Source organism: Ureibacillus endophyticus (assembly GCF_003628435.1).
In the GTDB taxonomy this organism is placed as follows: domain Bacteria; phylum Bacillota; class Bacilli; order Bacillales_A; family Planococcaceae; genus Ureibacillus; species Ureibacillus endophyticus.
Window position 1 is genome coordinate 1 of the sequence record NZ_RBZN01000046.1, and the last position, 23,266, is coordinate 23,266.

General features: G+C 34.0%; 22 protein-coding genes. 10 read left to right on the forward strand and 12 right to left on the reverse strand.

What is annotated here, in order from left to right:
* Nucleotides 1-143: 143 nt before the first annotated feature.
* Genes D8M03_RS14250 through D8M03_RS14265 form a run of 4 tightly spaced genes read right to left on the reverse strand, consistent with a single transcriptional unit; the run spans nt 144 to nt 4,028 of the window.
* A complete protein-coding gene (locus D8M03_RS14250; protein ID WP_121215499.1) occupies nt 144-935 on the reverse strand; it encodes an ABC transporter ATP-binding protein in 792 nt (263 codons plus the stop codon).
* Nucleotides 935-1,966 (reverse strand): FecCD family ABC transporter permease, encoded by a 1,032-nt coding sequence (locus D8M03_RS14255; protein ID WP_211330960.1) that lies wholly within the window; start codon nt 1,964-1,966, stop codon nt 935-937. The genes D8M03_RS14250 and D8M03_RS14255 overlap by 1 nt, the downstream gene beginning before the upstream one ends.
* Complete coding sequence (locus D8M03_RS14260) at nt 1,966-3,000, reverse strand: FecCD family ABC transporter permease (protein ID WP_121215501.1); 1,035 nt, start codon at nt 2,998-3,000, stop codon at nt 1,966-1,968. The genes D8M03_RS14255 and D8M03_RS14260 overlap by 1 nt, the downstream gene beginning before the upstream one ends.
* A gap of 2 nt (nt 3,001-3,002) precedes the next feature.
* Nucleotides 3,003-4,028 carry an iron-siderophore ABC transporter substrate-binding protein gene (locus D8M03_RS14265; protein WP_121215502.1) on the reverse strand — a complete coding sequence of 342 codons (1,026 nt, stop codon included), beginning with the start codon at nt 4,026-4,028 and terminating at the stop codon, nt 3,003-3,005.
* Between the two features lie 264 nt (nt 4,029-4,292).
* Between D8M03_RS14265 and D8M03_RS14270 the strand changes: the two genes are divergently transcribed.
* The 3 genes from D8M03_RS14270 to D8M03_RS14280 all read left to right on the forward strand — a co-directional run bounded on the left by D8M03_RS14270 (nt 4,293) and on the right by D8M03_RS14280 (nt 6,596).
* Nucleotides 4,293-5,045, forward strand: coding sequence for a PdaC/SigV domain-containing protein (locus tag D8M03_RS14270; protein ID WP_121215503.1), 753 nt, complete (start codon nt 4,293-4,295; stop codon nt 5,043-5,045).
* 203 nt (nt 5,046-5,248) lie between these two features.
* Complete coding sequence (locus D8M03_RS14275; RefSeq protein WP_121215504.1) at nt 5,249-6,241, forward strand: tRNA dihydrouridine synthase; 993 nt, start codon at nt 5,249-5,251, stop codon at nt 6,239-6,241.
* Between the two features lie 97 nt (nt 6,242-6,338).
* Nucleotides 6,339-6,596: a hypothetical protein gene (locus D8M03_RS14280; protein WP_121215505.1), complete on the forward strand. Its 258-nt coding sequence runs from the start codon at nt 6,339-6,341 to the stop codon at nt 6,594-6,596.
* Nucleotides 6,597-6,676: 80 nt separating this feature from the next.
* On the opposite strand, the gene D8M03_RS14285 is transcribed toward D8M03_RS14280, so the two are convergent.
* The 3 genes from D8M03_RS14285 to D8M03_RS14295 form a co-directional block, all read right to left on the reverse strand.
* On the reverse strand, nt 6,677-8,083 hold the full coding sequence (locus D8M03_RS14285) for an MDR family MFS transporter (RefSeq protein WP_121215506.1): 1,407 nt from the start codon (nt 8,081-8,083) through the stop codon (nt 6,677-6,679).
* A gap of 242 nt (nt 8,084-8,325) precedes the next feature.
* Nucleotides 8,326-9,372, reverse strand: a complete 1,047-nt coding sequence (locus D8M03_RS14290) for an ABC transporter permease (protein ID WP_121215507.1) — start codon at nt 9,370-9,372, stop codon at nt 8,326-8,328.
* Nucleotides 9,369-10,094, reverse strand: a complete 726-nt coding sequence (locus D8M03_RS14295; RefSeq protein WP_121215508.1) for an ABC transporter ATP-binding protein — start codon at nt 10,092-10,094, stop codon at nt 9,369-9,371. Before D8M03_RS14295 ends, D8M03_RS14290 begins: the two co-directional genes overlap by 4 nt.
* A 312-nt stretch (nt 10,095-10,406) precedes the next feature.
* On the opposite strand from D8M03_RS14295, the gene ltaS reads away from it, so the two are divergent.
* Both ltaS and D8M03_RS14305 read left to right on the forward strand, forming a co-directional pair.
* Nucleotides 10,407-12,359 (forward strand): lipoteichoic acid synthase, encoded by a 1,953-nt coding sequence (ltaS, locus tag D8M03_RS14300; RefSeq protein WP_121215509.1) that lies wholly within the window; start codon nt 10,407-10,409, stop codon nt 12,357-12,359.
* A gap of 523 nt (nt 12,360-12,882) precedes the next feature.
* Complete coding sequence (locus D8M03_RS14305; RefSeq protein WP_121215510.1) at nt 12,883-13,437, forward strand: DUF4256 domain-containing protein; 555 nt, start codon at nt 12,883-12,885, stop codon at nt 13,435-13,437.
* Nucleotides 13,438-13,537: 100 nt separating this feature from the next.
* On the opposite strand, the gene D8M03_RS18055 is transcribed toward D8M03_RS14305, so the two are convergent.
* Together D8M03_RS18055 and D8M03_RS14310 are read right to left on the reverse strand one after the other, a co-directional pair.
* Entirely contained in the window at nt 13,538-13,840 is a 303-nt protein-coding gene (locus D8M03_RS18055) for an ADP-ribosylglycohydrolase family protein (protein ID WP_342768814.1), read from the reverse strand.
* Entirely contained in the window at nt 13,821-14,423 is a 603-nt protein-coding gene (locus D8M03_RS14310; protein WP_342768815.1) for an ADP-ribosylglycohydrolase family protein, read from the reverse strand. The genes D8M03_RS18055 and D8M03_RS14310 overlap by 20 nt, the downstream gene beginning before the upstream one ends.
* 260 nt (nt 14,424-14,683) lie before the next feature.
* On the opposite strand from D8M03_RS14310, the gene D8M03_RS14315 reads away from it, so the two are divergent.
* The 3 genes from D8M03_RS14315 (at nt 14,684) to D8M03_RS14325 (ending at nt 18,009) form a co-directional block, all read left to right on the forward strand.
* Complete coding sequence (locus D8M03_RS14315; RefSeq protein ID WP_121215511.1) at nt 14,684-15,481, forward strand: fumarylacetoacetate hydrolase family protein; 798 nt, start codon at nt 14,684-14,686, stop codon at nt 15,479-15,481.
* 262 nt (nt 15,482-15,743) lie between these two features.
* Entirely contained in the window at nt 15,744-17,309 is a 1,566-nt protein-coding gene (locus D8M03_RS14320) for a sensor domain-containing diguanylate cyclase (protein WP_121215512.1), read from the forward strand.
* A gap of 175 nt (nt 17,310-17,484) precedes the next feature.
* Entirely contained in the window at nt 17,485-18,009 is a 525-nt protein-coding gene (locus D8M03_RS14325) for a YehS family protein (RefSeq protein ID WP_121215513.1), read from the forward strand.
* Between the two features lie 70 nt (nt 18,010-18,079).
* Here D8M03_RS14325 and D8M03_RS14330 read toward each other — a convergent pair whose 3' ends face one another.
* Complete coding sequence (locus tag D8M03_RS14330; protein ID WP_121215514.1) at nt 18,080-18,769, reverse strand: response regulator transcription factor; 690 nt, start codon at nt 18,767-18,769, stop codon at nt 18,080-18,082.
* 182 nt (nt 18,770-18,951) lie between these two features.
* Between D8M03_RS14330 and D8M03_RS14335 the strand changes: the two genes are divergently transcribed.
* Together D8M03_RS14335 and D8M03_RS14340 are read left to right on the forward strand one after the other, a co-directional pair.
* Nucleotides 18,952-19,884: an alpha/beta hydrolase gene (locus tag D8M03_RS14335; protein ID WP_245987615.1), complete on the forward strand. Its 933-nt coding sequence runs from the start codon at nt 18,952-18,954 to the stop codon at nt 19,882-19,884.
* A gap of 15 nt (nt 19,885-19,899) precedes the next feature.
* On the forward strand, nt 19,900-21,519 hold the full coding sequence (locus D8M03_RS14340; protein ID WP_121215516.1) for a flavin-containing monooxygenase: 1,620 nt from the start codon (nt 19,900-19,902) through the stop codon (nt 21,517-21,519).
* Nucleotides 21,520-22,215: 696 nt separating this feature from the next.
* Here the strand turns inward: D8M03_RS14340 and D8M03_RS18060 are convergent.
* Together D8M03_RS18060 and D8M03_RS18065 are read right to left on the reverse strand one after the other, a co-directional pair.
* Nucleotides 22,216-22,746 carry a hypothetical protein gene (locus tag D8M03_RS18060; RefSeq protein WP_342768816.1) on the reverse strand — a complete coding sequence of 177 codons (531 nt, stop codon included), beginning with the start codon at nt 22,744-22,746 and terminating at the stop codon, nt 22,216-22,218.
* The gene (locus tag D8M03_RS18065) at nt 22,721-23,122 is read right to left on the reverse strand and encodes a nuclease-related domain-containing protein (RefSeq protein ID WP_342768817.1); all 402 of its coding nucleotides are present in this window, start codon (nt 23,120-23,122) and stop codon (nt 22,721-22,723) included. Before D8M03_RS18065 ends, D8M03_RS18060 begins: the two co-directional genes overlap by 26 nt.
* Nucleotides 23,123-23,266 lie beyond the last annotated feature (144 nt).

Sequence of the window (23,266 nt, forward strand, 5' to 3'; positions counted from 1 at the left end):
CAAGAAAGCAATGGACGTTAAAAAAGATGACTCCGGCAGCCTACCGAAGTCATCTTATTGCGGCTTAAACACAACTATATCCCTTTTTATTAAACTGTCTATAAAATAGGGTTCAGTTCATGATCTCAAATTCTACTTTCTGATTATTTATGATATCGACTTATTGGAAGGACAAGTGGTGTGTTTGAGATTGGGTCATTGATGACTTGGCAATCTAAATTAAAGGTTTCTTTAATTAGCTCACTTGTCACGATATCATTTGGTGCACCTTCAGCTATTAGTTTTCCGTTTTTTACAGCAAATAAATAATCTGCATAACGTGCTGAAAGGTTAATATCATGAAGCACCATAACTATAGTTGTTCCGTACTTTACATTTAGATCTTTCAATAAATCTAAAATTTCTACTTGATATGTAATATCTAAATAGGTTGTTGGTTCATCTAAAAATAAAATATCCGTTTGCTGAGCTAATGCCATCGCAATCCATACACGTTGGCGTTGTCCACCTGATAATTCATCAATGTGGCGATCACTAAATTCTGCAATATTCATCATATCAAGAGCTGTGGCAACGGCTTCGTAATCTTTTTTTGACCAACTTGAAAACATAGATTGATGTGGAAATCGCCCACGACCAACTAAATCTGCAACGGTAATCCCTTCTGGAACAATCGGGGATTGAGGTAAAAGTCCAACCATACGTGCAAGCTTTTTAGAAGGGATTTCATAGATTGATTTATTATCTAAATACACATCACCCTTCGTTGGTTTTAATAAGCGGGCCATTGTTTTTAATAAAGTAGATTTTCCACATCCATTTGAACCGATAATAATGCTGATTTTATTTTCAGGAATCGATAGGCTTACATCCTTTAAAATTAGATTTTGGTCATAACCAGAATGTAAGTTTTTTGTTTGTAATGTATGGGACATTAAATTTCCCCCTTTCGATTCATCTTAATGAGTAAGTAAATTAAATACGGTGCTCCAATAATCCCTGTAATAACACCAACAGGATAGTTTACTTCAAAAGCAAATTGCCCGATTAGATCTGCTGCAAGCACCAAAATTACACCAATTAATCCGGAAGGTATAAGTGCTGAGAATCCAACCCCAACAATACGTCTTGCAATTGGACCAGCTAAAAATGAAATAAAGGCAATTGGTCCAGTTGTTGCAGTAGCTAATGCAATAACGAGTACAGCTGTTACTAATAAAATAATACGAACTTTATTTGTTGAAACACCCAATGAAGTTGCTGCTTGTTCACCGAGCTCTAGCATTTCTAAATGATTAGAAAAATAGATTAGTATCGGTGTACAAATGACGATAAGAATTAATAAAGGCATTACGGTTTCAATTTTTGCACCGTTTAAACTACCATTCAGCCATCGAAGAGCTGTTGGTAAATCATTTGTTTTAGCAATTAACATTAAATAAGAGATAAAGGCATTAAGCATTGCTTGTATGCCAATCCCGATTAAAATTAGTCGACCAATGGAAAAAGAAGTTGCTCTTGAAAAACCATAAATAATGAGAACTGTTAATAATCCGCCGACAACAGAAGCAATTGAAATCATTGTATTACTTACATTAAGGACTACGATGCAAAATACAGCTGATGCACTTGATCCGGCTGTAATCCCAATAACATTTGGATTTGCTAATGGGTTTCTTAGCATTGTTTGAAATACATAGCCACCTATACCAAATGCAAACCCAGCAAGAAGTCCAGCTAACATTCGTGGAAAACGTAATGTTCCTACTGCAAAACTTGCCCCTTTAACTTCCTCGCCTAATAAAACAGCAATGACATCTTTTACAGGATAAATAGTATTTCCCAGCATAAGCATGGCGCTACACAATGCAAGGACAATTACAAATAATAGAGCAAGCGTCATGATATAACGACGTTTACGTTTCGTTCTAGATTGAATTATAGTTTGTAAAGTCTCATTGTTCATCATAGGCTACGCATTTTCGCTTTCATTGTAATATAAATTAAAATCGGTGCCCCAATAAAGGCTGTTAGTATTCCAACTTCTACTTCTCCAGGACGAGCAATTAAGCGCCCTACTACATCGGAAATCGTTAAAATGATCCCACCAGAAATAGCAGAAAGCGGAATGACAAAGCGCAAATCTGGTCCAATCATTAATCGAATTACATGAGTGGCTAATAGACCGATAAATGCAATTGGTCCTGCAAAAGCTGTAGCTGCACCACAAAGTAAAACGCCAGCAAAAGCAGATATTAAACGAATCGTCCCTGTTTTAACACCTAAACCTATCGCTACTTCATCTCCTAAAGCCATCGCATTCAGTGCAGGTGCAGTAATAAGAGCGATGACGATACCTACTATTAGGAAGGGGAGAAGTAATTGAATACTATCCCATGTACCCGCTCCAACACTTCCAACCTGCCAAAAACGGAATTGATCCATAACATTTTGACGAGGGATCATAATTGCAGTGACGAGTGAAGTTAGGATTGCACTTGTTGCTGCTCCAGCTAAAACGAGCTTTAATGGAGTAGCACCGCTTCCACCAAGGGAACCAATTGTAAACACAAAAATAGCAGTTAGAATTGCACCTGCTATAGCTAACCATACATATTCATTTGCAGAGCTAATATTAAGAAAGGCAATTCCACTGACAACAAAAAGGGAAGCGCCTGTATTAACTCCTAAAATACTTGGATCGGCAATTGGGTTTCGCGTGACTGATTGCATTAGTGCCCCAGATACACCTAATGCACCACCACACATAAAACTAAAAATCGTTCGTACAACGCGTTGACGAACGACACTAGATTCATGATCCATTAACTCTGGATGGAATAAACCATCCAGAATTGTAGACCACCCAATTGAACGAGAGCCAAAAGCTATAGAAGCAATGATTGAAACGATTAGTAATATTAGAAGAATAATCGTTAACTTTCCTAAATTCTTTGGTAGGAAAGATTGCTTCCTTTGTTCAACGTTCAACTGTTTCATAATTACTTAATATTCTTAGCTACATCTGAGATTAGAGTTAAGTATTCATCAATTGTATATTGAATTGAAAGTGGGTTAGGGTTACCAGCAGCTGCTAAAGGCGTATTGTCTTCAATAACTACAATGTTACCAGCAGCAATTGCAGGAACTTTCCCTAAAATTGGATCAGCTTGTAATGCAGCTAATGTATCTTTATTTCCGTAAGTAATAAATAGTTCTGTGTCGTTTAATGCATCTGCATTTTCAGCACTAACTTGAATGTAGAAACTATCGTCAGTAATTAAATTTTTAATTCCTTCTGGATATTCCATACCTAAATCAGATAAGAACTCACCACGTGGATCTGCAGGTGTATAAATGTAGAAGCTTGATAAATCAGCTGTGTTAAACATACCGAAAGCAGCTTTTTTACCTTTAATAACAGAGTATTCATTTGCTTTTTCTTCAATTAACTTCTCTGTGTCAGCTACTAATTGCTTACCTTCTTCTTCCATACCCATACCTTTAGCATTTAACAATACTTGGTCACGCCAAGGTGTAACCCAAGGTGTTTCTTCATAAGGTACTACTGGAGCAATTTGGCTTAATGTATCGTATTCTTCTTGAGTAATGCCTGAATAAGCTGCAAGAATGACATCTGGATTACTGTCAGCAATTGCTTCAAAATCTAAACCGTCAGTATCTTGGTAGACGTTTGGATTTTCTTCACCAAGTTCTTTTAATTTTTCAGCAGTCCATGGTAATAAACCTGAATCATCTTGGATACCGTAGTTCGCAGCAGAGAAACCTACTGGTACTACACCAAGTGCTAAAGCAACATCATGGTTTGCCCAAGAAATTGTTGCAACTCGTTCAGGCTTTTCATTAATTGTTGTTTCGCCAAATGCATGTTTAATAACGATAGGATATTCATTATCGCTTTCTGTTTCTGATGTTGTTTTTTCTTCATTTTTTGTACTGTCATTGCCACAAGCAGCTAGAATCAGAACAAAAATAGAAGTAATGATAAATAATAATGATTTTTTCATTACAATTGCCTCACTTTGTTGATTAAATTTTTTGATTAAATGATAATTGTTTTCATTTATCTTTGTACGGATTTATAATACTCTTAACTGCTTTTATGGTCAATATTTTTTTGAGAATTATTTTCAATTACAATTTATGGAGAAGAATTTACTGGGATAATCTGGTCTATTGGATTAAAATTATGGACGTAAAGTATAAGATTGAGGTTTATTGAAAGTAAATGATGAAATATTAATTAGTAATACCATTCAGGGGGGAAAAAAGTGTTTATAAAAAAGGTTATACCATATTGGATTATTTTTCTACTGATTTTAACAGCGTGTAGTAATAAGGAAAGTACAGATACATTAGAAGTAACTAAGATGGAAGAAAATGAGCATTCTATTGTTAAAGAAGATAGTAAGGGGTATGAACTAAAAAGTGAAACATTTACTGAAGGTAATGTAACAATACAATATCCTCAAATAATAAATTTAACTAATGAAGAAAAACAAAAAGAAATAAATGAATTTATTAAAAAAGAAGCCCTTGCACCTTTTTTAGAGACGATACAGTCGTTAGAGCCGGACCAAGAATATGAGGCGGAAGGATATTATGAAATTAAGTTAAAGAACAATGACACATTAAGTATCGCTTACTATAGTTATAACTACATTAGCACAGCTGCCCATCCGTATAATTTATTTTTTACGACTAATATTGATTTAAAAACAGGTAAACCATTATATCTATCTAATTTTGTTTCACCAATTGATAAGGACTTTATAGCACTGTTAAAAAAGGCAAAGTATGTTGGTTCATTAGAAGAGGGATACGATCAACAGATTAATGAATTAGCATTTAGTCAGTATAGTAGCGATGAAGAATTATTATCAGCCCTTACTACTAACGATGGGCATGATTATGGTATTTATGTTTATGTAACAGAAAACGCTTTAGGGATTGTAATGCCTGTACCTCATGCAGCGGGTGATTATGCGGAAATTGAAATACCATTAAGTGATTTAAAATCATAACAACTAAATCAAAATGAAATAGAAACATGCCAATAACGGTTCATTACTAATGTTGGTATGTTTTTTTGTGGATTTATACAATAGTTTTTTCACAAATTATATTATAAGAATGGATTTGTGTTTGAAAATAGGTTAATAAGCATGATATAAGTGTAAAAGAAGAAAATCATTAATATTTTAAGAATTTAAAAGTTGTACCGATAATGAGAGGAATTGAGTTTGAGATGATAGATAATTTTTGGCGTGAGTTACCACGACCATTTTTTGTACTTGCTCCTATGGAAGATGTGACAGATGTTGTGTTCCGCCATGTAGTTAGTAAAGCAGGGCGTCCAGATGTTTTTTTCACGGAGTTTACAAATTCGGATAGCTATTGTCATCCAGAGGGAAACAAAAGTGTGCGCGGCCGTCTAATATTCACTGAAGATGAACAGCCAATGGTGGCACATATTTGGGGAGATAAACCTGAATATTTTCGTGAAATGAGTATTGGCATGGCTGAATTAGGATTCAAAGGTATCGATATTAATATGGGCTGTCCTGTACCAAATGTGGCATCAAGAGGAAAAGGTAGTGGCCTAATCTTACGCCCAGAAGTTGCAGCTGAACTGATTCAAGCAGCAAAAGTGGGCGGTTTGCCTGTAAGTGTCAAAACTAGACTTGGTTACACAGAAATTGACGAGTGGCGAGAATGGTTAACACATATTTTAAAACAAGACATCGCGAATCTTTCTATCCATCTCCGAACAAGAAAAGAAATGAGCCAGGTTGATGCCCACTGGGAACTCATTCCGGATATTAAGAAACTGCGTGACGAAATCGCACCGGATACACTATTAACTATCAACGGCGATATCCCAGACAGACAAACGGGCTTGATGCTTGCTGAAAAGTATGGTGTGGATGGCATTATGATTGGTCGAGGAATTTTTAAAAATCCATTCGCCTTTGAAAAAGAACCGAAAGAACATAGCACGAAGGAATATCTTGATCTGTTAAGATTGCAACTGGATCTTCAGGATAAATATTCGGAAGAATTACCACGTTCCATCACTGCCCTTCATCGATTCTTTAAAATTTATGTTAAAGGATTCCGTGGAGCTGGTGAATTAAGAAATCAGTTAATGAGCACAAAATCAACGGATGAAGTACGTGCATTGCTCGACAAATTTGAAAGAGAAATGGAAAATCAATAATAATAAGTGTAGATTGGCTGGAATAAATTCGATTTTGCATTGGGTTTATTTTAGCCAATTTTTTGTTTTGAAATAAAATGAAGTGGAATTTTATATAATGGAAAAAAGAGCGATTAATGAGAGGAGTGGAGACTTGTCGATAAAAAATCCTCAATATGCTTTTTTAGAGATGGATTATAGTAATCCAAATCTTAATCAAAGTGAAACGGTAAATGAGCATGGCAAAAGTACATCCTTAATCAACAAACAGCCAGCAAATCTACTATTAAATATAAACTGGATTCTAGTATGGTTAAGTACTATACCAGCAGATGTCTATTGTATTACTATTTTTGTTATATCAAAATATTTATGAACGAATTAAAAAAGGAGTGTGCAGATAGATTTGCACACTCCTTAACTTATTAAATTGAATGCTAAGTAGACGATTCAAAATTATTTTTCAGTTGCCAAATTAGATTCCTCAGCATTTTCCTGTTCTATTTTCTTAGGTACTAGGAACGTCAAAATGAAGCTTATAACCCCTATGCAGGCCATGATAATAAAGATACCGTGAATACCGGTAGCCAAAGAAGTTGATGATACTTGTGACATATTTGTTGAAGTGCCTAGATGTTGATTTAAGTAAGTTCCTAAAACAGCTACTCCTAACGCCTGACCTAATGTACGAACAAAGGTATTAGAAGATGTAGCTGCACCTCGAAGATTCCAACCAACAGCTGATTGGACAACAATTGTAAATACAGTCATCGAGAACCCAAATCCTAATCCCATTATGAAAATGATGCAAGTGAACATCCAAATTGGGGATGAGATTGTGATAAAAGTTAAAGCAAAGGATCCTAATGTAACTAGGAAAGTTCCAATAAGTGAAATTATTTTTGGACCAAACTTGATTAGAAGTCGGCTACCAAATGTTGCTCCAAGGGGCCACCCTATTGACATAGGGAGCAAAACAAATCCTGAAAATATAGCACCTTTATCAAGTACAGTTTGAGTCCATAATGGAATATAAGTTGTGACACCAATTACAATGACACTCGCTAAAAAGGCAACAATATTAGAGACTAATATTACTCGATATTGAAATAGTTTAAACGGGATAATTGGTTCAGGATGCTTGAACTGTATAAAAACGAAAACAGCAAGAAATAGGATCGCTACAATTAATAGTACATAAGTTAGCATTGAATTAAATTGCCCAGAAAGCAGTACATAGAGGATTGCAGTTGTTCCAATGGTGAATGTAATGGCTCCACCATAATCAATATTTCGATTTTGTTTCTCAATCTTTTCCTCTAAATGTTTACCAATAATCCATATGGATATTAATCCAAAAGGAAGATTAATAAAGAAGATCCAGTGCCAACTAACATAATCGACTAGTGACCCTCCAACTAGGGGGCCAAAAAGACCGGCAATTCCCCAAATTGAGCTAATTAGTCCTTGAACCTTCGCGCGTTGTTCATATGTGAAAATATCTCCAATAATCGTAAAGGTAATTGGAATGACAGCACCTGCTCCTATTCCTTGTAACCCACGGAACAATATTAATTGCCCCATATTTTGTGAAAAGCCACATATGAGTGATCCTAATAAAAATATTGAAGTACCCACAATAAAGACCTTTTTACGCCCAAAGAGGTCCGCTAATTTCCCGAAAATCGGGGTTGTAACTGCAGAAGTGAGTAGGTAAATGGCAAATACCCAACTAATGAGGTCGAGTCCACCTAAGCTTTTCACGATTGCCGGTGTAGCAGTACTAATGATGGTTCCTTCAATGGCAGAAAGAAAAGTTGCTACGAGTAGCGCACCTGTTATTTTACGTTGATACGAATTCATTTTTTACTCCTTACTGTATTTTCAGTTTTGCTAGAAAGCAAATATGAGAATGATTTTTTGCATTGATTAATTATAATGAAATCACTTGTGAAATGGTAGGATTTTTATTTACAACGAATGGGAAATTACAGTTTGAAGTCATTACTTTCTTATTTAATAGAAGAAAAATGATGGGGAATTTGAACAGTGTAAAGAGCTCTTAAAATGCATGATGCGTTTTTAAGGGCTCTTTTTATAATTAACTATAATTTTCGATATCTTTTTAGAGCGAATAAATTCAAGATAATAAATACAAATGCAAAAGCTAGTAAAACATAAAGATTATAGCTTATCTCACTGAGTGATAAACCTTTATACATAACACCTTTTAACGCATTAGCTGCATAATATAGTGGCATTATTTTTGCTAAAACTTGTAACCAATCAGCCATTCCTTCAATCGAAAAGATACCCGAGAAAAAGATTTGAGGAACAATAACCAATGGAATGAATTGCACCATTTGAAATTCAGAGCTCGCAAAAGAAGATAATAGTATTCCAAGGGATAATGCGACTATGGCTACAACGATATTGATTAAAATAACATTCCAAAATGAACCGACTAAATTTATATCTAATATATTGATTGAAAATAGAACAACGATGATTGTTTGTATGATTGCTAATAGTCCATATCCTATCAAATAAGCAGCAACAATCTCACCTCTCCGGATAGGTGTAGCCATTAATCGTTCTAGAGTACCTGTAGTTCTTTCATTTAATAAGCCGATACCAGAAATTAAGAAAACGAAAAAGAATACAAAAAATCCAATGAGTATTGGGCTAAAGGTATCAAATAGTTGCGTATCTTTGCTTCCATAAATGTAGTTTGTTTGAATGCTATCATTGTTTGGCTTCATGCCCATTACTTGTAATTGAAGTTCTTTACTAATAACTTGTTTTACTTTCATTTCTATACTTTTGGCAGCTGTCGGATCATCATTTAATAGTGTGAGTTTAGTCTCAGTACCTTCTATTTGTAAAAAGCCGGTCAAATTATCTTTCAAGATAGCTTTCTCAACATCTGAAATATCTTCATATTCATGAACAATTATTTCAGATTCTTTTAATGACTCGATTAATTGTGGACTACCATTTTCTACTCCTAAAGCTGGTTCTACTGTCTTCCCATTAAACACTAAATTCATAAGGGTAAGTATTAATAGTGGTGCGATGAAAAGTAGAGCTAAAGTACGTTTATCCCTTACTATTTGTAATAGAATTCTTTTAATGAGTGCTAGAGTTCTCATTGATCCTTCCTCCCAGCCGCTAAAAATACTTCATCTAAGCTTTGAGCAGAGTACTTTTCTTTTAATTGTTCAGGTGTACCTGTGGCAATAAGAGAACCTTCTCGAACCATAGAAATAACATCACATTTATCGGCTTCATCCATCACGTGGGTAGTGACGATAATCGTTTTGCCTTCTTCGTTTTTAAGTCTTAACAGTTCATTCCAAATACTTAATTTTAATTCTGGATCAATCCCTACTGTCGGTTCGTCTAATATGAGTATTTTTGGATTTTGGATTAACGCAATTGCAAGGGATAATCGTCGTCTCATCCCACCTGAGTAGGCTGACACTTTTTTATTTAGGTCAGCAGTTAAATTAACTAATTTTGCTGCATATTCAATTCGATTTTTTCGTTCTTTTTTATTTAATTGATAGAGCGATGCAAAAAACATTAAATTTTCTTTACCAGTAAGTTCTTTGTACAGTGCATCGGATTGCGCCATGTAGCCAATTTGTTGAAGGACATTTAAATTCGGCATTTTTTCCCCTAATAAATAAATGGAACCTGTATCAGGTATATCCATTCCAACAATCATTTTTATTAATGTTGTTTTTCCTGCTCCTGAAGGTCCAATAAACCCATAAATTTTCCCTTCCATAATTTCGAATTTAATATCCTTTAAAACATTCTTCTTTCCGAAGCTTTTATTCACGTTTTGAATCGAAATTGCTTGATTCATCAAAAAACACCTCCTAGTCTAAAATAAGTGATAATATGTTGTAGTAAATTTAGCAACCTAATTGGAGAAAAGTTAATAAAAATGACAAACTGGCAATTTCAAATAAGGTTTAAATAGATATATATTTAGTCTCATATTAAACGCATCATTTGGTATAGTTTAGAGCTATATTAGAAGGGAACTATATTAATTGTCTTTCGTTATATAAACTTGACAGAAATGAAAAATAGGAATACTATATATAATCTATGAAAGTTATCTTAAAATAATAGTTTCTCCGATATACATGAAAATTAAAAGGTAGGTGTAAAAATGAAAAGTTTAGTAAATACAAAAGATGGCCTATTTAATAAATTTTTAGGAATATACTTTTTAGCTGTTTTAATGTTATGGATTAAAACATATTTAACGCAAACAACACAATTTGAACTAGGTGCAGAAGGACTTCTGCAACAATTCCTTTTATTTATAAATCCTTTAGGTTCTGCACTTATTTTTCTAGGATTTTCATTTTTATTTAAAGGAAAAAGAAGATACACAGCACTTGTTGCTATTTACGCACTTATATCATTTCTGTTATATGCGAATGTTGTATATTATCGATTCTTTAGTGATTTTATTACATTACCTACAGTCATCCAAACACAGAATTTTGGAGATTTAGGTGGTAGTGTTCTTTCATTATTAAAACCTTATGATATTTTGTTCTTTATTGATGTTTTTGTAATGTTTTACTTACGTTTTACAAAAAAAGTAGAAAAGCAAGTAAGTGGTATTGGTTATCGAAAAGGAATTGTGATTGTAACGTTTGCTTTAGCGATTTCAATCGTAAATTTAGGACTAGCTGAAGCTGACCGTCCACAATTATTAACACGTGGTTTTGATAGAAACTATATTGTGAAATATTTAGGAATGTATAACTATACGATTTATGATGCAGCTGAAACTGTTAAAGCATCTTCTCAAAGAGCTTTAGCGGATAGCGATGATATGACAGAAGTTATTAACTATACAAAATCAAACTATGCCGAGCCAAATCCTAAATATTTCGGTGCAGCGGAAGGCATGAACGTTATTTATTTACATTTAGAATCAATTCAAAACTTTATTATTGACTATAAATTAAATGGAGAAGATGTTACTCCATTCTTAAACTCTTTATCAAAAGATCCGAATACATTGTACTTTGATAATTTCTTCCATCAAACTGCACAAGGTAAAACTTCAGATGCTGAGTTTATGTTAGAAAACTCATTATTTGGTTTACCACAAGGATCAGCTTATATTACGAAAGGTCAAAATACGTATCAAGCAGCTCCTGGTATCCTAAAAGATAAAGGATATACATCTGCTGTATTCCACGGTAATGGTGGAACTTTCTGGAATCGAAACGTAATCTATAAATCATTTGGTTATGATAAATTCTTTGATGCTGACTATTATGATACAAGCTCACCAGAAGATATGGCGGAATATGGTTTATTAGATAAACCATTTTTCGAACAATCAGCTGAACTATTAAATACGTTACCACAACCTTTCTATACAAAATTTATTACGGTTGGTAACCATTATCCTTATAAAATTAATCAAGAATTAACTTCTATTGAAAAAGCCAATACAGGAGATCCATCTGTGGATAACTACTTCCAAACGGCTCGTTATGCAGACGAAGCAATTGAACAGTTCATTAATCAATTAAAAGAATCTGGTTTATATGATAACAGTATGATTATTCTTTATGGAGACCATTATGGTATTTCAGATAATCATAACAAAGCAATGGAACAAATTATTGGAAAAGAAATTACACCTTATGAAAATGCTAATTTACAAGAGGTACCATTATTCATTCATGTACCAGGTATGGAAGGTGGAATAAACCATACTTACGGTGGCCAAATCGACCTTCTTCCAACTGTGTTACATTTATTAGGTGTTGATTCACAAAATTATGTTCAGTTCGGTTCAGATTTATTATCTGATGAACATAATGATGTTGTTCCATTTAGAAATGGTGACTTTGTAAGCTCAACAATTTATTCAATCGATGAAAAACTTTATGATGCTAAAACAGGTTTACCATTAGATGAGAGTCAAGCTGAGATGGCTAATGACATTAAAAAAGAAGTAGATTATCGACTACAATTATCAGACAAGGTTGTAAATGGTGATTTATTAAGATTCTATACACCAACAGGATTTACTCCAGTTGACCCTACACAATATAACTATAATATCGATACAAATACAGTATCTGAGTAATTGTATCTGGCAATTCAAGAAAATGTGAAGCTGGGACAAAACTAAAAAGACACCATTTTTCTAACGTGAAAAATGGTGTCTTTTTGATATGAAGGACGTTGATTTCCATTCCGTGTGGACGCTTTCCGCGGGCATGTCCTCAACTAATTTTTGCCGTCTATGGCCGGCAAAAATGGATTTTCGGCTCATGCTATTCCCGCAGGAAGCTTTGCTCTGTAGCGAAAGGCGAATGCCGTCAGCTACACTCAGCCACACTCCATTTCAATCAACTTTTTGTAAATAGCAGATTTTCATCACTAATATTTCTAAATAAATTTGAAAAACCACTTTTTGTCTCAAACCCATTTCATTTGAATTGCCTTTTTTTGTTTCAAATGAAATTGTGGGTTAATATAAATTTCTACACCAATTCAATTACACCTGTTCAAAATATTCTTAATAAGAGTGCGCTTTTATTGATTAAGATTTTGTATCAAGGGAAAATAAGGATTGAATGAAAGAATAGAGAAGGAGTAGAGCAGCTATGAAAGAATTATTACCAGATCAAGTAGAAGAACTATTAGAAATACTAAAAAATCGTTTTGAAGATAATATGGTTCGTCATGAGGATGTCCAGTGGGAGAAAGTACAAGAAAAGTTGGTAGCCAATCCTGAGAAACTATGGTCACTGAATGAAATGGAAGTAACAGGTGGGGAACCAGATGTTGTAGGGTATGACAAAGAAACGGATGAATATATTTTTTATGATTGTTCAGCAGAAAGTCCTTCAGGGAGAAGAAGTGTCTGTTACGATCATGAAGCACTAGAAAAACGTAAGAAAAATAAACCTGAAAATAGTGCAATAAATATGGCTACAGACATGGGTATTGAGATTTTAACGGAAGAACAATATAGAGAACTTCAAAAGCTTGGGAATTTTGATTTGAAGACTTCAAGCTGGGTGAAAACTCCTGATAATATTCGAAAATTAGGAGGAGCCATTTTTTGTGACCGCCGCTATGACACGGTTTTCATGTATCACAATGGGGCAGATTCCTATTATGCTGCTAGAGGATTCCGTGGTTCATTGAGAGTTTAGAAAAGGTTGTTTTTATATAGAGAGTACTGGAGCTATGCAGATAATAGAATTTCTGCATAGTCCTTTTCTTCACTATAAAATTTCAATATGGTCTTTTCCCTTATGTGTTTAGAGTTTCTTGTTCTCTGATTTCATGTAACTGATGTGCAAGTTCATTTAGTTTTGCTTTATCAAGTAATTTGTCTTTGAAGTGATTCGGTAGTTTTTCATAACCGACTTCTAAACCTTTTAAACCACCTGCAATGGCTGCAATCGTATCACTATCTCCACCCATATTTGTTGCGCCTATTACCACTTCCTCGAATGTATCGCTTTTTAAAAGCCAATATAAAACCCATTTCATTGAATTCACAACAAATCCATCAGGAGGGCAATCGGGTTTACTAGCTGCATTTTTTTTCATAACGTGTATTTTTTATTTCATCTAAAATACTTGATTTTAAATCTTCATTGTTTAATACGCGAAAGGCAATTCGATTATAAATGATACAAGCTTCACTAGCTAAATCATCATAATGAGTCATCTTAGAATGAGCAATAGTCAGTTCTTCAATTTTATCAAGTTTTGGATAGGCTAATGCAATCGGTAAACAGCGCATTAAACTACCATTTCCTGCACTTTTCCCATCCAGATAGTCATGGGCACTTTTTGCAGCTTCAAACCAATTGCCATTAAAACGATCAAAAGCAACTCGAATCGTAATGCCAATATCTTTAGGGTCTGTATTTTTCCACTTCAAAAACTCTTTTCCCATATCATCTATTGGATTATTGCGGTTGGTAATGATCCCTTTTGCTACGGCAATAGTCATAGCCGTATCATCGGTTGTTTCTCCTGGTAGTACATCCCAGCATCCGCCACCGATGATATCATCTACAATCCCATGCTCTTTTTCAATTTCTTTTTGTGACATAAATTCCGTTGTTGCTCCCAAAGCATCACCAATTGCTACACCAAATAAGCCTCCGAGAATTCTATCGAGCATACTTACATCTCCATTCAGTAGTATTATTTATATTTTATATCCATTAAACGAAGTGAACAAATTAATGAGATCAATAATAAAGTAGATAGTGGGAGTAAATAGCAAAACTAGATACTATACATCTAAGTTAGTTATGAAAGTTTTAGAAAAAATAATTTAATCGTTAACTATACTTAACGATTAAATTATTTTAAGAAAGTTGACTTAGAATGTATAATATTACTTTGTCATTTTTATAAAATTATGGAGTTGAAATAGATTTGAAATCACAACAAAAAACGCAAAAATTTGTTCGTTACCAGCACCCTAACAATAACATTTATTATGGAATTTTAGATGGTAATGAAATTATGCAATTATCTAGTAATTTTAATGAAATTGTGAATGATGAACTAAAATATGATGGAATAATTCTAAAATACAATGAAGTGAAAATTTTAGAGCCTGTCATCCCTTCAAAAATTGTTAACTTTGGTTGGACATATGCAGCTCATGTGAAGGAGACAGGAGGAATAGAAAATCTTAAAGAACCATTTTTATTTTTAAAACCACAATCTTCTATTATTCCAGACCAAGCAGAAATCATTCTTCCACCAAGAGAGTTAACAAATCAGGTTGAATTGGAAGGAGAAGTAGCACTGATTATTGGAAAACGCGGAAAAAATATAAAAGAAGAAGATGCGTTAGATTATGTTTTTGGGTGTACGATTTTTAATGATGTAACAGCAAGAGATCTCACAATGAAAGACCCACAATTTACAAGGGGGAAAGGTTTTGATACGTTTGGTCCATTGGGGCCGTGTATTGTAAAAGGTATCGATCCAACGAACTTACGAATTGTAACAACCTTGAATGGTAAAATAGTTCAAGATGCGAATACAAATCAAATGACATTTTCTATTCCTTTCCTAATTAGTTGGATATCAAAGGTTATGACTTTAGAACCTGGAGATGTTTTGGCGATGGGTTCCCCCGCAGGAAGTTGTCCAATGAAATCTGGAGATACTGTAGTAGTAGAAGTAGAGCATATCGGGAAACTTTGTAATTATGTAAAATAGTAAACATTAGTAGAACAACCATATCCAAGGTATGTTCTACTATTTTTTATGGTAGAAGTAAAGGAAAGTCGACCAGCCTCTGGGAAAATTGAATCCATAATAAAAACCTGTAAAAGAATAAACTCTATTTTATTCTAATATTATAATTGTAATAATATTTTTGGATTTTTTTGTAAAAACCCTATTGAAAACTACAAGTAAAAAATTATACTAATGATGACTTTAATAATTGGATTTCCCATTGAAAGAAGATGACTGAGTTATGATGAAGAAGGTATTAAAACTTAATGTAGTAATTAATATACTAGTCATTTTAGTGGTATTCTTTGCTACTGTCATTCACTTATACTCTTCAATGGATGCTTTAAGGACGTCATTAACCAATAATTATCTTGAAAGTAATCATAATTACGCTATTAAGTTAGCGGAGGAAGTAGATTACATTACAGATGAATTGCAAAAAAGAATTATCACTATTGCTAATCTTTCCAGTTCCTCTGATTTTAGACAACAAAGTAATTTGGACACCCTTTTTTATTCAGAGAATGATCACTTTAATTCAATCTTCTTTACAGATACCAAAGGAGTGATTCAATTAATAAGTCCAAGTGTTATTAATACCCCTGATAACATAAGTGTTAGAGCTGGTACAAAAATTGATTCAGAAATAATGAAGCGAGCATTAACTGAAAAAAAACCTTTTATTTCTGAAGTATATAAAACGAAAAGTGGAACGTTATTTTTACTTGTAACAGCACCTGTTTTTAACGAACAGAGAGAGCATATAGGTGTAATGGTTGGGACTGTGTATTTAGAGGATCAAAATGCTATTAAAATAGCACTTGGCACTCATGGATATGATGATGGATCATATGTTTTTGCAGTTGATAAAAAAGGTCATATTATTTCTCACCCTAATATTAGTAGAATTTATGCAGATATAAGTGATAATCCTATTATGAAAATATTAAAACAAGGAAAAAGTGGATTTGATAAGGTAACAAAAGGGGATAAGGAATATTTTGCAGGGTATACGACTACTAAAAATTTAGGTTGGGGAATTGTTTCCTTAACACCAGCATCGACTATTAATGAACCTATAAATGACTTACTAATAAAAATTGTAACAAGGTCATTAACGACTTTAATTATTTTATTAATCATTGCAACTTTTTTAGTAAGAAGCATAACAAAGCCGTTAACTGAATTAGCTCTGTACTCTGAAAAGTCGATTCTTAATAGAAAAATTGATATCGGTAAAGATGATATCAATATACAATCACATATTTACGAAATAAATCAACTTTATCGTCAAGTGAAAAGTCATTTAGTTATGTTAAAGAAAGAAGTGCAATTAGATGGTTTAACTGGGCTTGCGAACCGAAGAACGTTTGATGAGATAATAAAAGATTGGATAAATAAAAGACAATCTTTCTCAATTATATTTTTAGATATTGATAATTTTAAAAAAGTAAATGATACGTATGGTCACTTAGTCGGTGATGATGTGTTAAGATATTTATCTGCCACTATTAACAATTTTTCAAGTGAAGATGATTTAAGTTTTAGATATGGTGGAGAAGAGTTTGGAATATTACTTAAAAATAAAAGCGAAGACGAAGCATATAAGATTGCTGAGCAGCTTAGACGTAAGATAGAACAAACTGCGAGTCCAACAGGAAAGCCAATTACAGTTTCTTTAGGTGTGACAAGTCTAAAGGAGATGGATAACCATCCGAAAACTATTATTGAAAGAGCAGATTACGCCCTTTACCAATCGAAGAAAACTGGAAAAAACAGAACGACATTGTACAAAAAGCAAGACTAGTTACTGCTAACTATTGAAATATTATCCGATTAATGCATAATAATAGGGATGCACAGATAATAAAAAGTTTCTGCTCATCCCTTTAATTTCATATGTAGATGGAATACAAGCTTATTGCATGGTTACAATTGAAGTAAAGGTACAGAAACATTTTTTACATAAAAGGAGAACCAAAATGACGAATAACGATTTATTAATTAGGCTGCGATATGCTTTAGATATTAAAAATAATGATATGGTGGAAATTTTCCGTTTAGGTGGGATGGATTTTTCGAAAGAAGAAATACTTAAAATCTTAACTAAGCCAAAAGTAAATGAAGATGGTGAATATGACTTAACACCAAGTGATGATTTTATTCTATGCGATTATGACATGCTTGAAGCGTTTTTAAATGGTTTTATTATTTTTAAACGTGGTAAACAGGAACAAAAACCAAACCAAGAGAAATCAACGCCACCAACTACTAAGAGAGATACACCGAATAACTTATTTATTAAACGAGTGAAAATTGCATTAAGCTTAACAACAGAAGATATGTTAGACATCTTTAGTGAAGCTGGTTTAAGAGTTTCGAAAGGGGAACTTGGTGCAATCTTGCGTAAGGCAGATCATCGAAATTACAAAGAATGTGGAGATAACTTTACACGAAACTTTATTAAAGGATTAACATACAAATATCGTGGTACACCTGAACAATAATTAATAAAATACATCATTGTATTATAGAAAACTTGGTCTCTCGTATATTGAGAAGACCAAGTTTTTTTCATTATATATATTGCGTCATGTAGATAGAGACGGCATGAACACGGTTTTTCGCATTCAGTTTGACCATGATGGATTTAATATATTGTTTAATGGTTGCTTCACTTAATAAAAGTACGGTTGTCATTTCCTTTGTGGAGTAACCATTTGCTAAAGCGATTAAAATATCATTTTCACGGGGACTTAGTTTAGGGTGTTGGATTTTCTGAGGTTGAATCAATAATTCACCAGCTATTTTACCGAACAAAGAAAATTCCTCAAGTTGTTGTGGAGGGTACAGAGGATCTTCATTTAGTATCTCTCTGCAAATATAACTAATCGTTATATTATTTGCGATAATAGGAACTACTAGTAATGACTTAAGTTGATAGGGTTGCTGATAACGACTAGTAATCTGGGTAATAATATCTTTGCCGGAATAATAGATAGCTTCTTTCTTTTCGATAGCTTGTCTAATTGCTGGTAATCCACGAATATCATCTCGAATATAATTAAGCGCATGAAGTTGCCCATTGTCTAACAGAGCGACTCCTTCTCCCACATAACCGATTGGACTAAAACGATAGAATGAAAGTCTCTCACCTTTAAATAACTTTTCAAAAAGTTTTAGGATGGAACATATTTGCTCTTCTTGTGAATGTAAATGTACTATGCTTTTCAACTCTTCTTTTATTGTCCATGAATCTATTTTCATTCAATCACCCCTAATTATTTAATATGCAAAAAATCATACAAAAAGTAGTACATATTCTAAAAATTTCACCTATTTTGTTAGTGAAAATAGCTAAAAGTAGGAATTACACCGAAAAAGATAGTTTGATAGTATTTAGTTAGCATACAAATGGATGCGAATTTCTAAATAAGGGGATGAAGAATATGGGTTTATCAAATAATGCGAAGGTGTATTTAGAGGCATTTTATAGTGGTCCAAAAATTCAGGATTTAACTCCTGATGTTGTACGGCAAGCATTGAACGCTCCAGTTCCAGAAGGTGTTGAAGTACCACCTGTTGCGAAAGTTGAAAATCGTCAAATTCCTGTTCATGAAGGTGAGATTACTGTACGTATCTACACACCTGAAGGAGAAGGACCATTCCCATTATTTGTTTATTACCACGGTGGCGGCTGGGTACTGGGGAATTTAGAAACTTCGGATGCAGGTTGCCGATTATTAGCTGAAAATACAAAACGTGTTGTGGTTTCAGTTGATTATCGATTAGCACCAGAATTTAAATACCCTGTACCTGTAGAGGATAGTTATGCGGCACTATGCTGGGCACATGATCATGCTGATGAGTTAAATGCAATTGCAGATGACATTGTGGTCGGTGGAGACTCGGCGGGCGGAAACTTAGCAACGATTATGACAATTCTTACTGAAGAGAATGATGGTCCAGCGATTTCAGCTCAAGCTCTAATTTATCCAGTAACAAACCTTGACTTCACTACAGCGTCCTATGAGAAATTTGCAGATGGATTCGGTCTTGATAAAGATTTAATGATTTGGTTTGGTGAGTATTATGTAAATAGTGAAGAAGATTATAAAAACGTAGATGTGTCGCCTTTATTGTGTGAGGATGTAAGCGCTTTACCTCCAGCAATCATTGTGGCTGCTGAAAATGACGTACTGTTGGATGAAGGTGCACAATATCGCGATAAATTAAAAGATGCCGGTGTGAAAGTAGAGTATACAGTGTTACCTGGTAGCATACACGGTTACTTTAGCAACATGGCTGTTTTTGCAGATGAAACAAAAGAGACAGTGAATGCAATCGCTCAGTTTTTAAATGCTTTAAAAGTTAATTCTTAATAAGGGGGAATTATAATGGAAGCGAAACAATTTGATGCGATAGTAGTTGGTGCGGGGTTTGCTGGGCTTTACATGTTGCATAAGTTAAGAGAGCGAGGACTAAATGTTCGAGTTATTGAAGCGGCTGATGGGGTAGGCGGAACATGGTACTGGAGCAGATATCCAGGCGCGAGATGTGACTCGGACTCAATCTATTATAATTTTACATTCTCAGAAGATTTATATAAGAAATGGCGTTGGAAAGAGCGTTATGCTGCACAACCTGAGATATTGGAGTATCTGAATTTTGTAGCAGATGAATTAGAATTACGTCCGGATATCCAATTCGAGACATATGTTAAAAAAGCAACGTTTAATGAGGATACGAAGTTGTGGGAAATTGAAACAGATACGGATGAATTATTTGTTGCGAAATATTTCATTAGTGGTGTTGGCTGTTTATCAACAACAAATATTCCGCCATTTGAAGGAGTTGAGTCTTTCAAAGGTGAAAAATACCATACTGGAAGATGGCCACATGAAAAAGTTGACTTCACAGGTAAACGTGTTGTTGTCATCGGAAATGGTTCAAGTGGTGTACAAGCAATGCCACTGATTGCAAAAGAAGCGAAAGAGCTAACGCTATTAATGCGCACGCCGCACTATGTAGCGGAAGCTCGAAACCACCCGTTAACAAAAGAACAACAGGATGAAGCAATCTCGAAATATGATGAAATTCGTGATTCATTCTTCACAACACCTGGTGGAATCCGTATGTTTACAACAGGTAAATCTGCTACAGAATTTACACCACAAGAACAAAAGGAAACGTTAGAGTATGTTTGGAAAACTGGTGGTCTAGCATTAGGCTCAGTGTATCCAGATGTTTCGGTAAACAAAGATACGAATGCAGTTGTTTCTCAATTTGTTCGCGATAAAATTGATGAGATTGTGAAAAATGAATCAACAGCAAAAGCATTGCATCCAAATTATTATATTACGACGAAACGCCTGATCATTGGTACGAATTATTATGAAATGTTTAACCAAGACAATGTAAATCTTGTCTCTTTAAAAGATAATCCAATTGTGCGCATAGTCGAAAACGGTGTTGAGTTGCAGAATGGAACAATCGAATGCGATGTCATTGTTTTCGCGACAGGCTATGACTCAATGACAGGATCGATATTAAGAATGGATATCCGTGGTCGTGAAGGACAACCATTAAAAGAGAAATGGGAAGATGGCAAGGGAGTAAAAACATATTTAGGATTATCCGTTCAAAACTTCCCGAACTTCTTCATGATTACAGGTCCTCAAAGTCCATCTGTATTAACGAACATGCCATCATCAATCGAGCAGCATGTTGACTGGATTGACAGATGTATTGAATATTTAGAGGAAAACAATATTCAAACAATCGAGGCACAGGAAGAATCGGAAAAAGAATGGGCGAAGCAATGTGACGATATCGCAAATCAAACATTGTTCCCATACACAAATTCCTGGTATACAGGTGCGAACTTGGATGGAACAAAACGAAGCGGCTTTGTTATTTTCGTAGGCGGTTTAGACAATTACCGCAAAATCTGTGACCAAGTAGCGGACGACAACTACAACGGCTTCACACTAACACGTGCTGAAGTGTTAAATTAGAATATCGATTGCTTTTGACAACCACAATATAGTTTTGTTGTGGTTGTTTTTTGTGGCGGAATTCTATGCATTGTTTGTTGATAGTGCTAAACCTTGGCAAAATGAATCCTAAAATTTAGTAAGTTTGCGATGGTGATGGTATTCATAACATAGTTGAATATAAAAACAAAAGCAAACTAGAGAAAAATGTATTCATCAGCCAAATGAATACGAAAATTAAGAGGAAATGCGCTAGAAATGGTATTCACAGCACTGATGAATACAAAAATAAGTGAGCAAACTAGAGAAAAATGTATTCATCAGCCAAATGAATACGAAAATTAAGAGGAAATGCGCTAGAAATGGTATTCACAGCACTGATGAGTACAAAAATAAGTGAGCAAACTAGAGAAAAATGTATTCATCAGCCAAATGAATACAAAAATTAGGTGGAAATGAGCTAGAAATGGTATTCACAGCACTGATGAATACAAAAATAAGTGAGCAAACTAGAGAAAAATGTATTCATCAGCCAAATGAATACAAAAATTAGGTGGAAATGAGCTAGAAATGGTATTCACAGCACTGATGAATACAAAAATAGTGAGCAAACTAGAGAAAAATGTATTCATCAGGCAAATGAATACAAAAATTAGGTAGATATGCGCTAGAAATGGTATTCACAGCACTGATGAATACAAAAATAAGTGAGGTATTTTACTCATAATAAGCCCACTGATGAACGCCAACTATTTTATAATTACGTTTTAATATTTCACCTATTTTTCTTTTAGACTTAACCACTCTACACCAATCAAAAATCACATTCGTTGTTATCCGCTCATTAGGAAAAAGCAGTTTAAATTCTTTCACACTCCGTAATACTGCTGATTCTACCGGTTCTTGTTGGCCGCATTGCGTACAGATACACGTTTTACCCTCAATCAGAACTGAAATCCCTCCACACATTTTACAAGAAATCCCCTTTTGTAGTTGAGCATATTCATAGGTAGGTAATTGCTTATAGGGGGATTCTTGTATATGAAGTGATACTAATTTCTCCGCTAATGCTCGGTGCTTTTGCGTGATTTTAGATGTATTTCTATCTAGTTTTTTTAAAAATCGATTAATCTGGGTTGGAAAGATAATTGGTGAATCTAGTGGTGCTTGATACAGGGTGAATTCTGAGTTAATAAAAACAATCCAAGCATTGATGGGAATATTAAATCCTAGTTTTTGAAGTAACATATCGAATAGAGACTCTGTTCGTTTTTAATTGAATAAGCGGATCGACCATTTCTGTTTTTGGTCGCTTGTAAAATCGATTTGATTGATAATAAAAATCCCCTTCGAAATTTTTTACCTCAAAAAGATAAATAGCATCAGGCATAATTAATAAGGAATCAATTTGATATGTAGTGTTGTTCGTTGTAAGAAGCAAGTCGTTAATTACTAGGCAATCACATTGGAGTTTTTCTATTAAAGTATCAAACATTCTTTCGCCATCATGACCCTTTTTAAGGTTGTTAAAATACTGCTTATCTTGTTCAGCTAAGTTCATGCGTTTGTTTAATAACTCATAACATTGTAATTCAAAAGATTTGGACCTAGTTTTTAAAATCATTTTTTCCTCCTTGTTTTTATATTCGTATTGTCAAAACTTATATATATAAATCGCTAATAATCGTTGGTTTTATAGTCTTTTACGCAAAAAAACTTGCCACCCCCTGAATTTTGGTGTTAGTTGAGGTTACCACACACAAAACTA

What these genes read in the sequence shown, in the direction of transcription:
- D8M03_RS14320 (WP_121215512.1), top strand. Translation starts at nt 15,744, where the DNA reads ATGATGAAGAAGGTATTAAAACTTAATGTAGTAATTAATATACTAGTC.
- D8M03_RS14330 (WP_121215514.1), bottom strand. Translation starts at nt 18,769, where the DNA reads ATGAAAATAGATTCATGGACAATAAAAGAAGAGTTGAAAAGCATAGTA.
- D8M03_RS18055 (WP_342768814.1), bottom strand. Translation starts at nt 13,840, where the DNA reads ATGAAAAAAAATGCAGCTAGTAAACCCGATTGCCCTCCTGATGGATTT.
- D8M03_RS14295 (WP_121215508.1), bottom strand. Translation starts at nt 10,094, where the DNA reads ATGAATCAAGCAATTTCGATTCAAAACGTGAATAAAAGCTTCGGAAAG.
- D8M03_RS14305 (WP_121215510.1), top strand. Translation starts at nt 12,883, where the DNA reads ATGAAAGAATTATTACCAGATCAAGTAGAAGAACTATTAGAAATACTA.
- D8M03_RS14250 (WP_121215499.1), bottom strand. Translation starts at nt 935, where the DNA reads ATGTCCCATACATTACAAACAAAAAACTTACATTCTGGTTATGACCAA.
- D8M03_RS14280 (WP_121215505.1), top strand. Translation starts at nt 6,339, where the DNA reads ATGGAAAAAAGAGCGATTAATGAGAGGAGTGGAGACTTGTCGATAAAA.
- D8M03_RS14260 (WP_121215501.1), bottom strand. Translation starts at nt 3,000, where the DNA reads ATGAAACAGTTGAACGTTGAACAAAGGAAGCAATCTTTCCTACCAAAG.
- ltaS (WP_121215509.1), top strand. Translation starts at nt 10,407, where the DNA reads ATGAAAAGTTTAGTAAATACAAAAGATGGCCTATTTAATAAATTTTTA.
- D8M03_RS18060 (WP_342768816.1), bottom strand. Translation starts at nt 22,746, where the DNA reads ATGTTACTTCAAAAACTAGGATTTAATATTCCCATCAATGCTTGGATT.
- D8M03_RS14340 (WP_121215516.1), top strand. Translation starts at nt 19,900, where the DNA reads ATGGAAGCGAAACAATTTGATGCGATAGTAGTTGGTGCGGGGTTTGCT.
- D8M03_RS14265 (WP_121215502.1), bottom strand. Translation starts at nt 4,028, where the DNA reads ATGAAAAAATCATTATTATTTATCATTACTTCTATTTTTGTTCTGATT.
- D8M03_RS14325 (WP_121215513.1), top strand. Translation starts at nt 17,485, where the DNA reads ATGACGAATAACGATTTATTAATTAGGCTGCGATATGCTTTAGATATT.
- D8M03_RS18065 (WP_342768817.1), bottom strand. Translation starts at nt 23,122, where the DNA reads ATGATTTTAAAAACTAGGTCCAAATCTTTTGAATTACAATGTTATGAG.
- D8M03_RS14335 (WP_245987615.1), top strand. Translation starts at nt 18,952, where the DNA reads ATGGGTTTATCAAATAATGCGAAGGTGTATTTAGAGGCATTTTATAGT.
- D8M03_RS14290 (WP_121215507.1), bottom strand. Translation starts at nt 9,372, where the DNA reads ATGAGAACTCTAGCACTCATTAAAAGAATTCTATTACAAATAGTAAGG.
- D8M03_RS14285 (WP_121215506.1), bottom strand. Translation starts at nt 8,083, where the DNA reads ATGAATTCGTATCAACGTAAAATAACAGGTGCGCTACTCGTAGCAACT.
- D8M03_RS14255 (WP_211330960.1), bottom strand. Translation starts at nt 1,966, where the DNA reads ATGAACAATGAGACTTTACAAACTATAATTCAATCTAGAACGAAACGT.
- D8M03_RS14310 (WP_342768815.1), bottom strand. Translation starts at nt 14,423, where the DNA reads ATGCTCGATAGAATTCTCGGAGGCTTATTTGGTGTAGCAATTGGTGAT.
- D8M03_RS14275 (WP_121215504.1), top strand. Translation starts at nt 5,249, where the DNA reads ATGAGAGGAATTGAGTTTGAGATGATAGATAATTTTTGGCGTGAGTTA.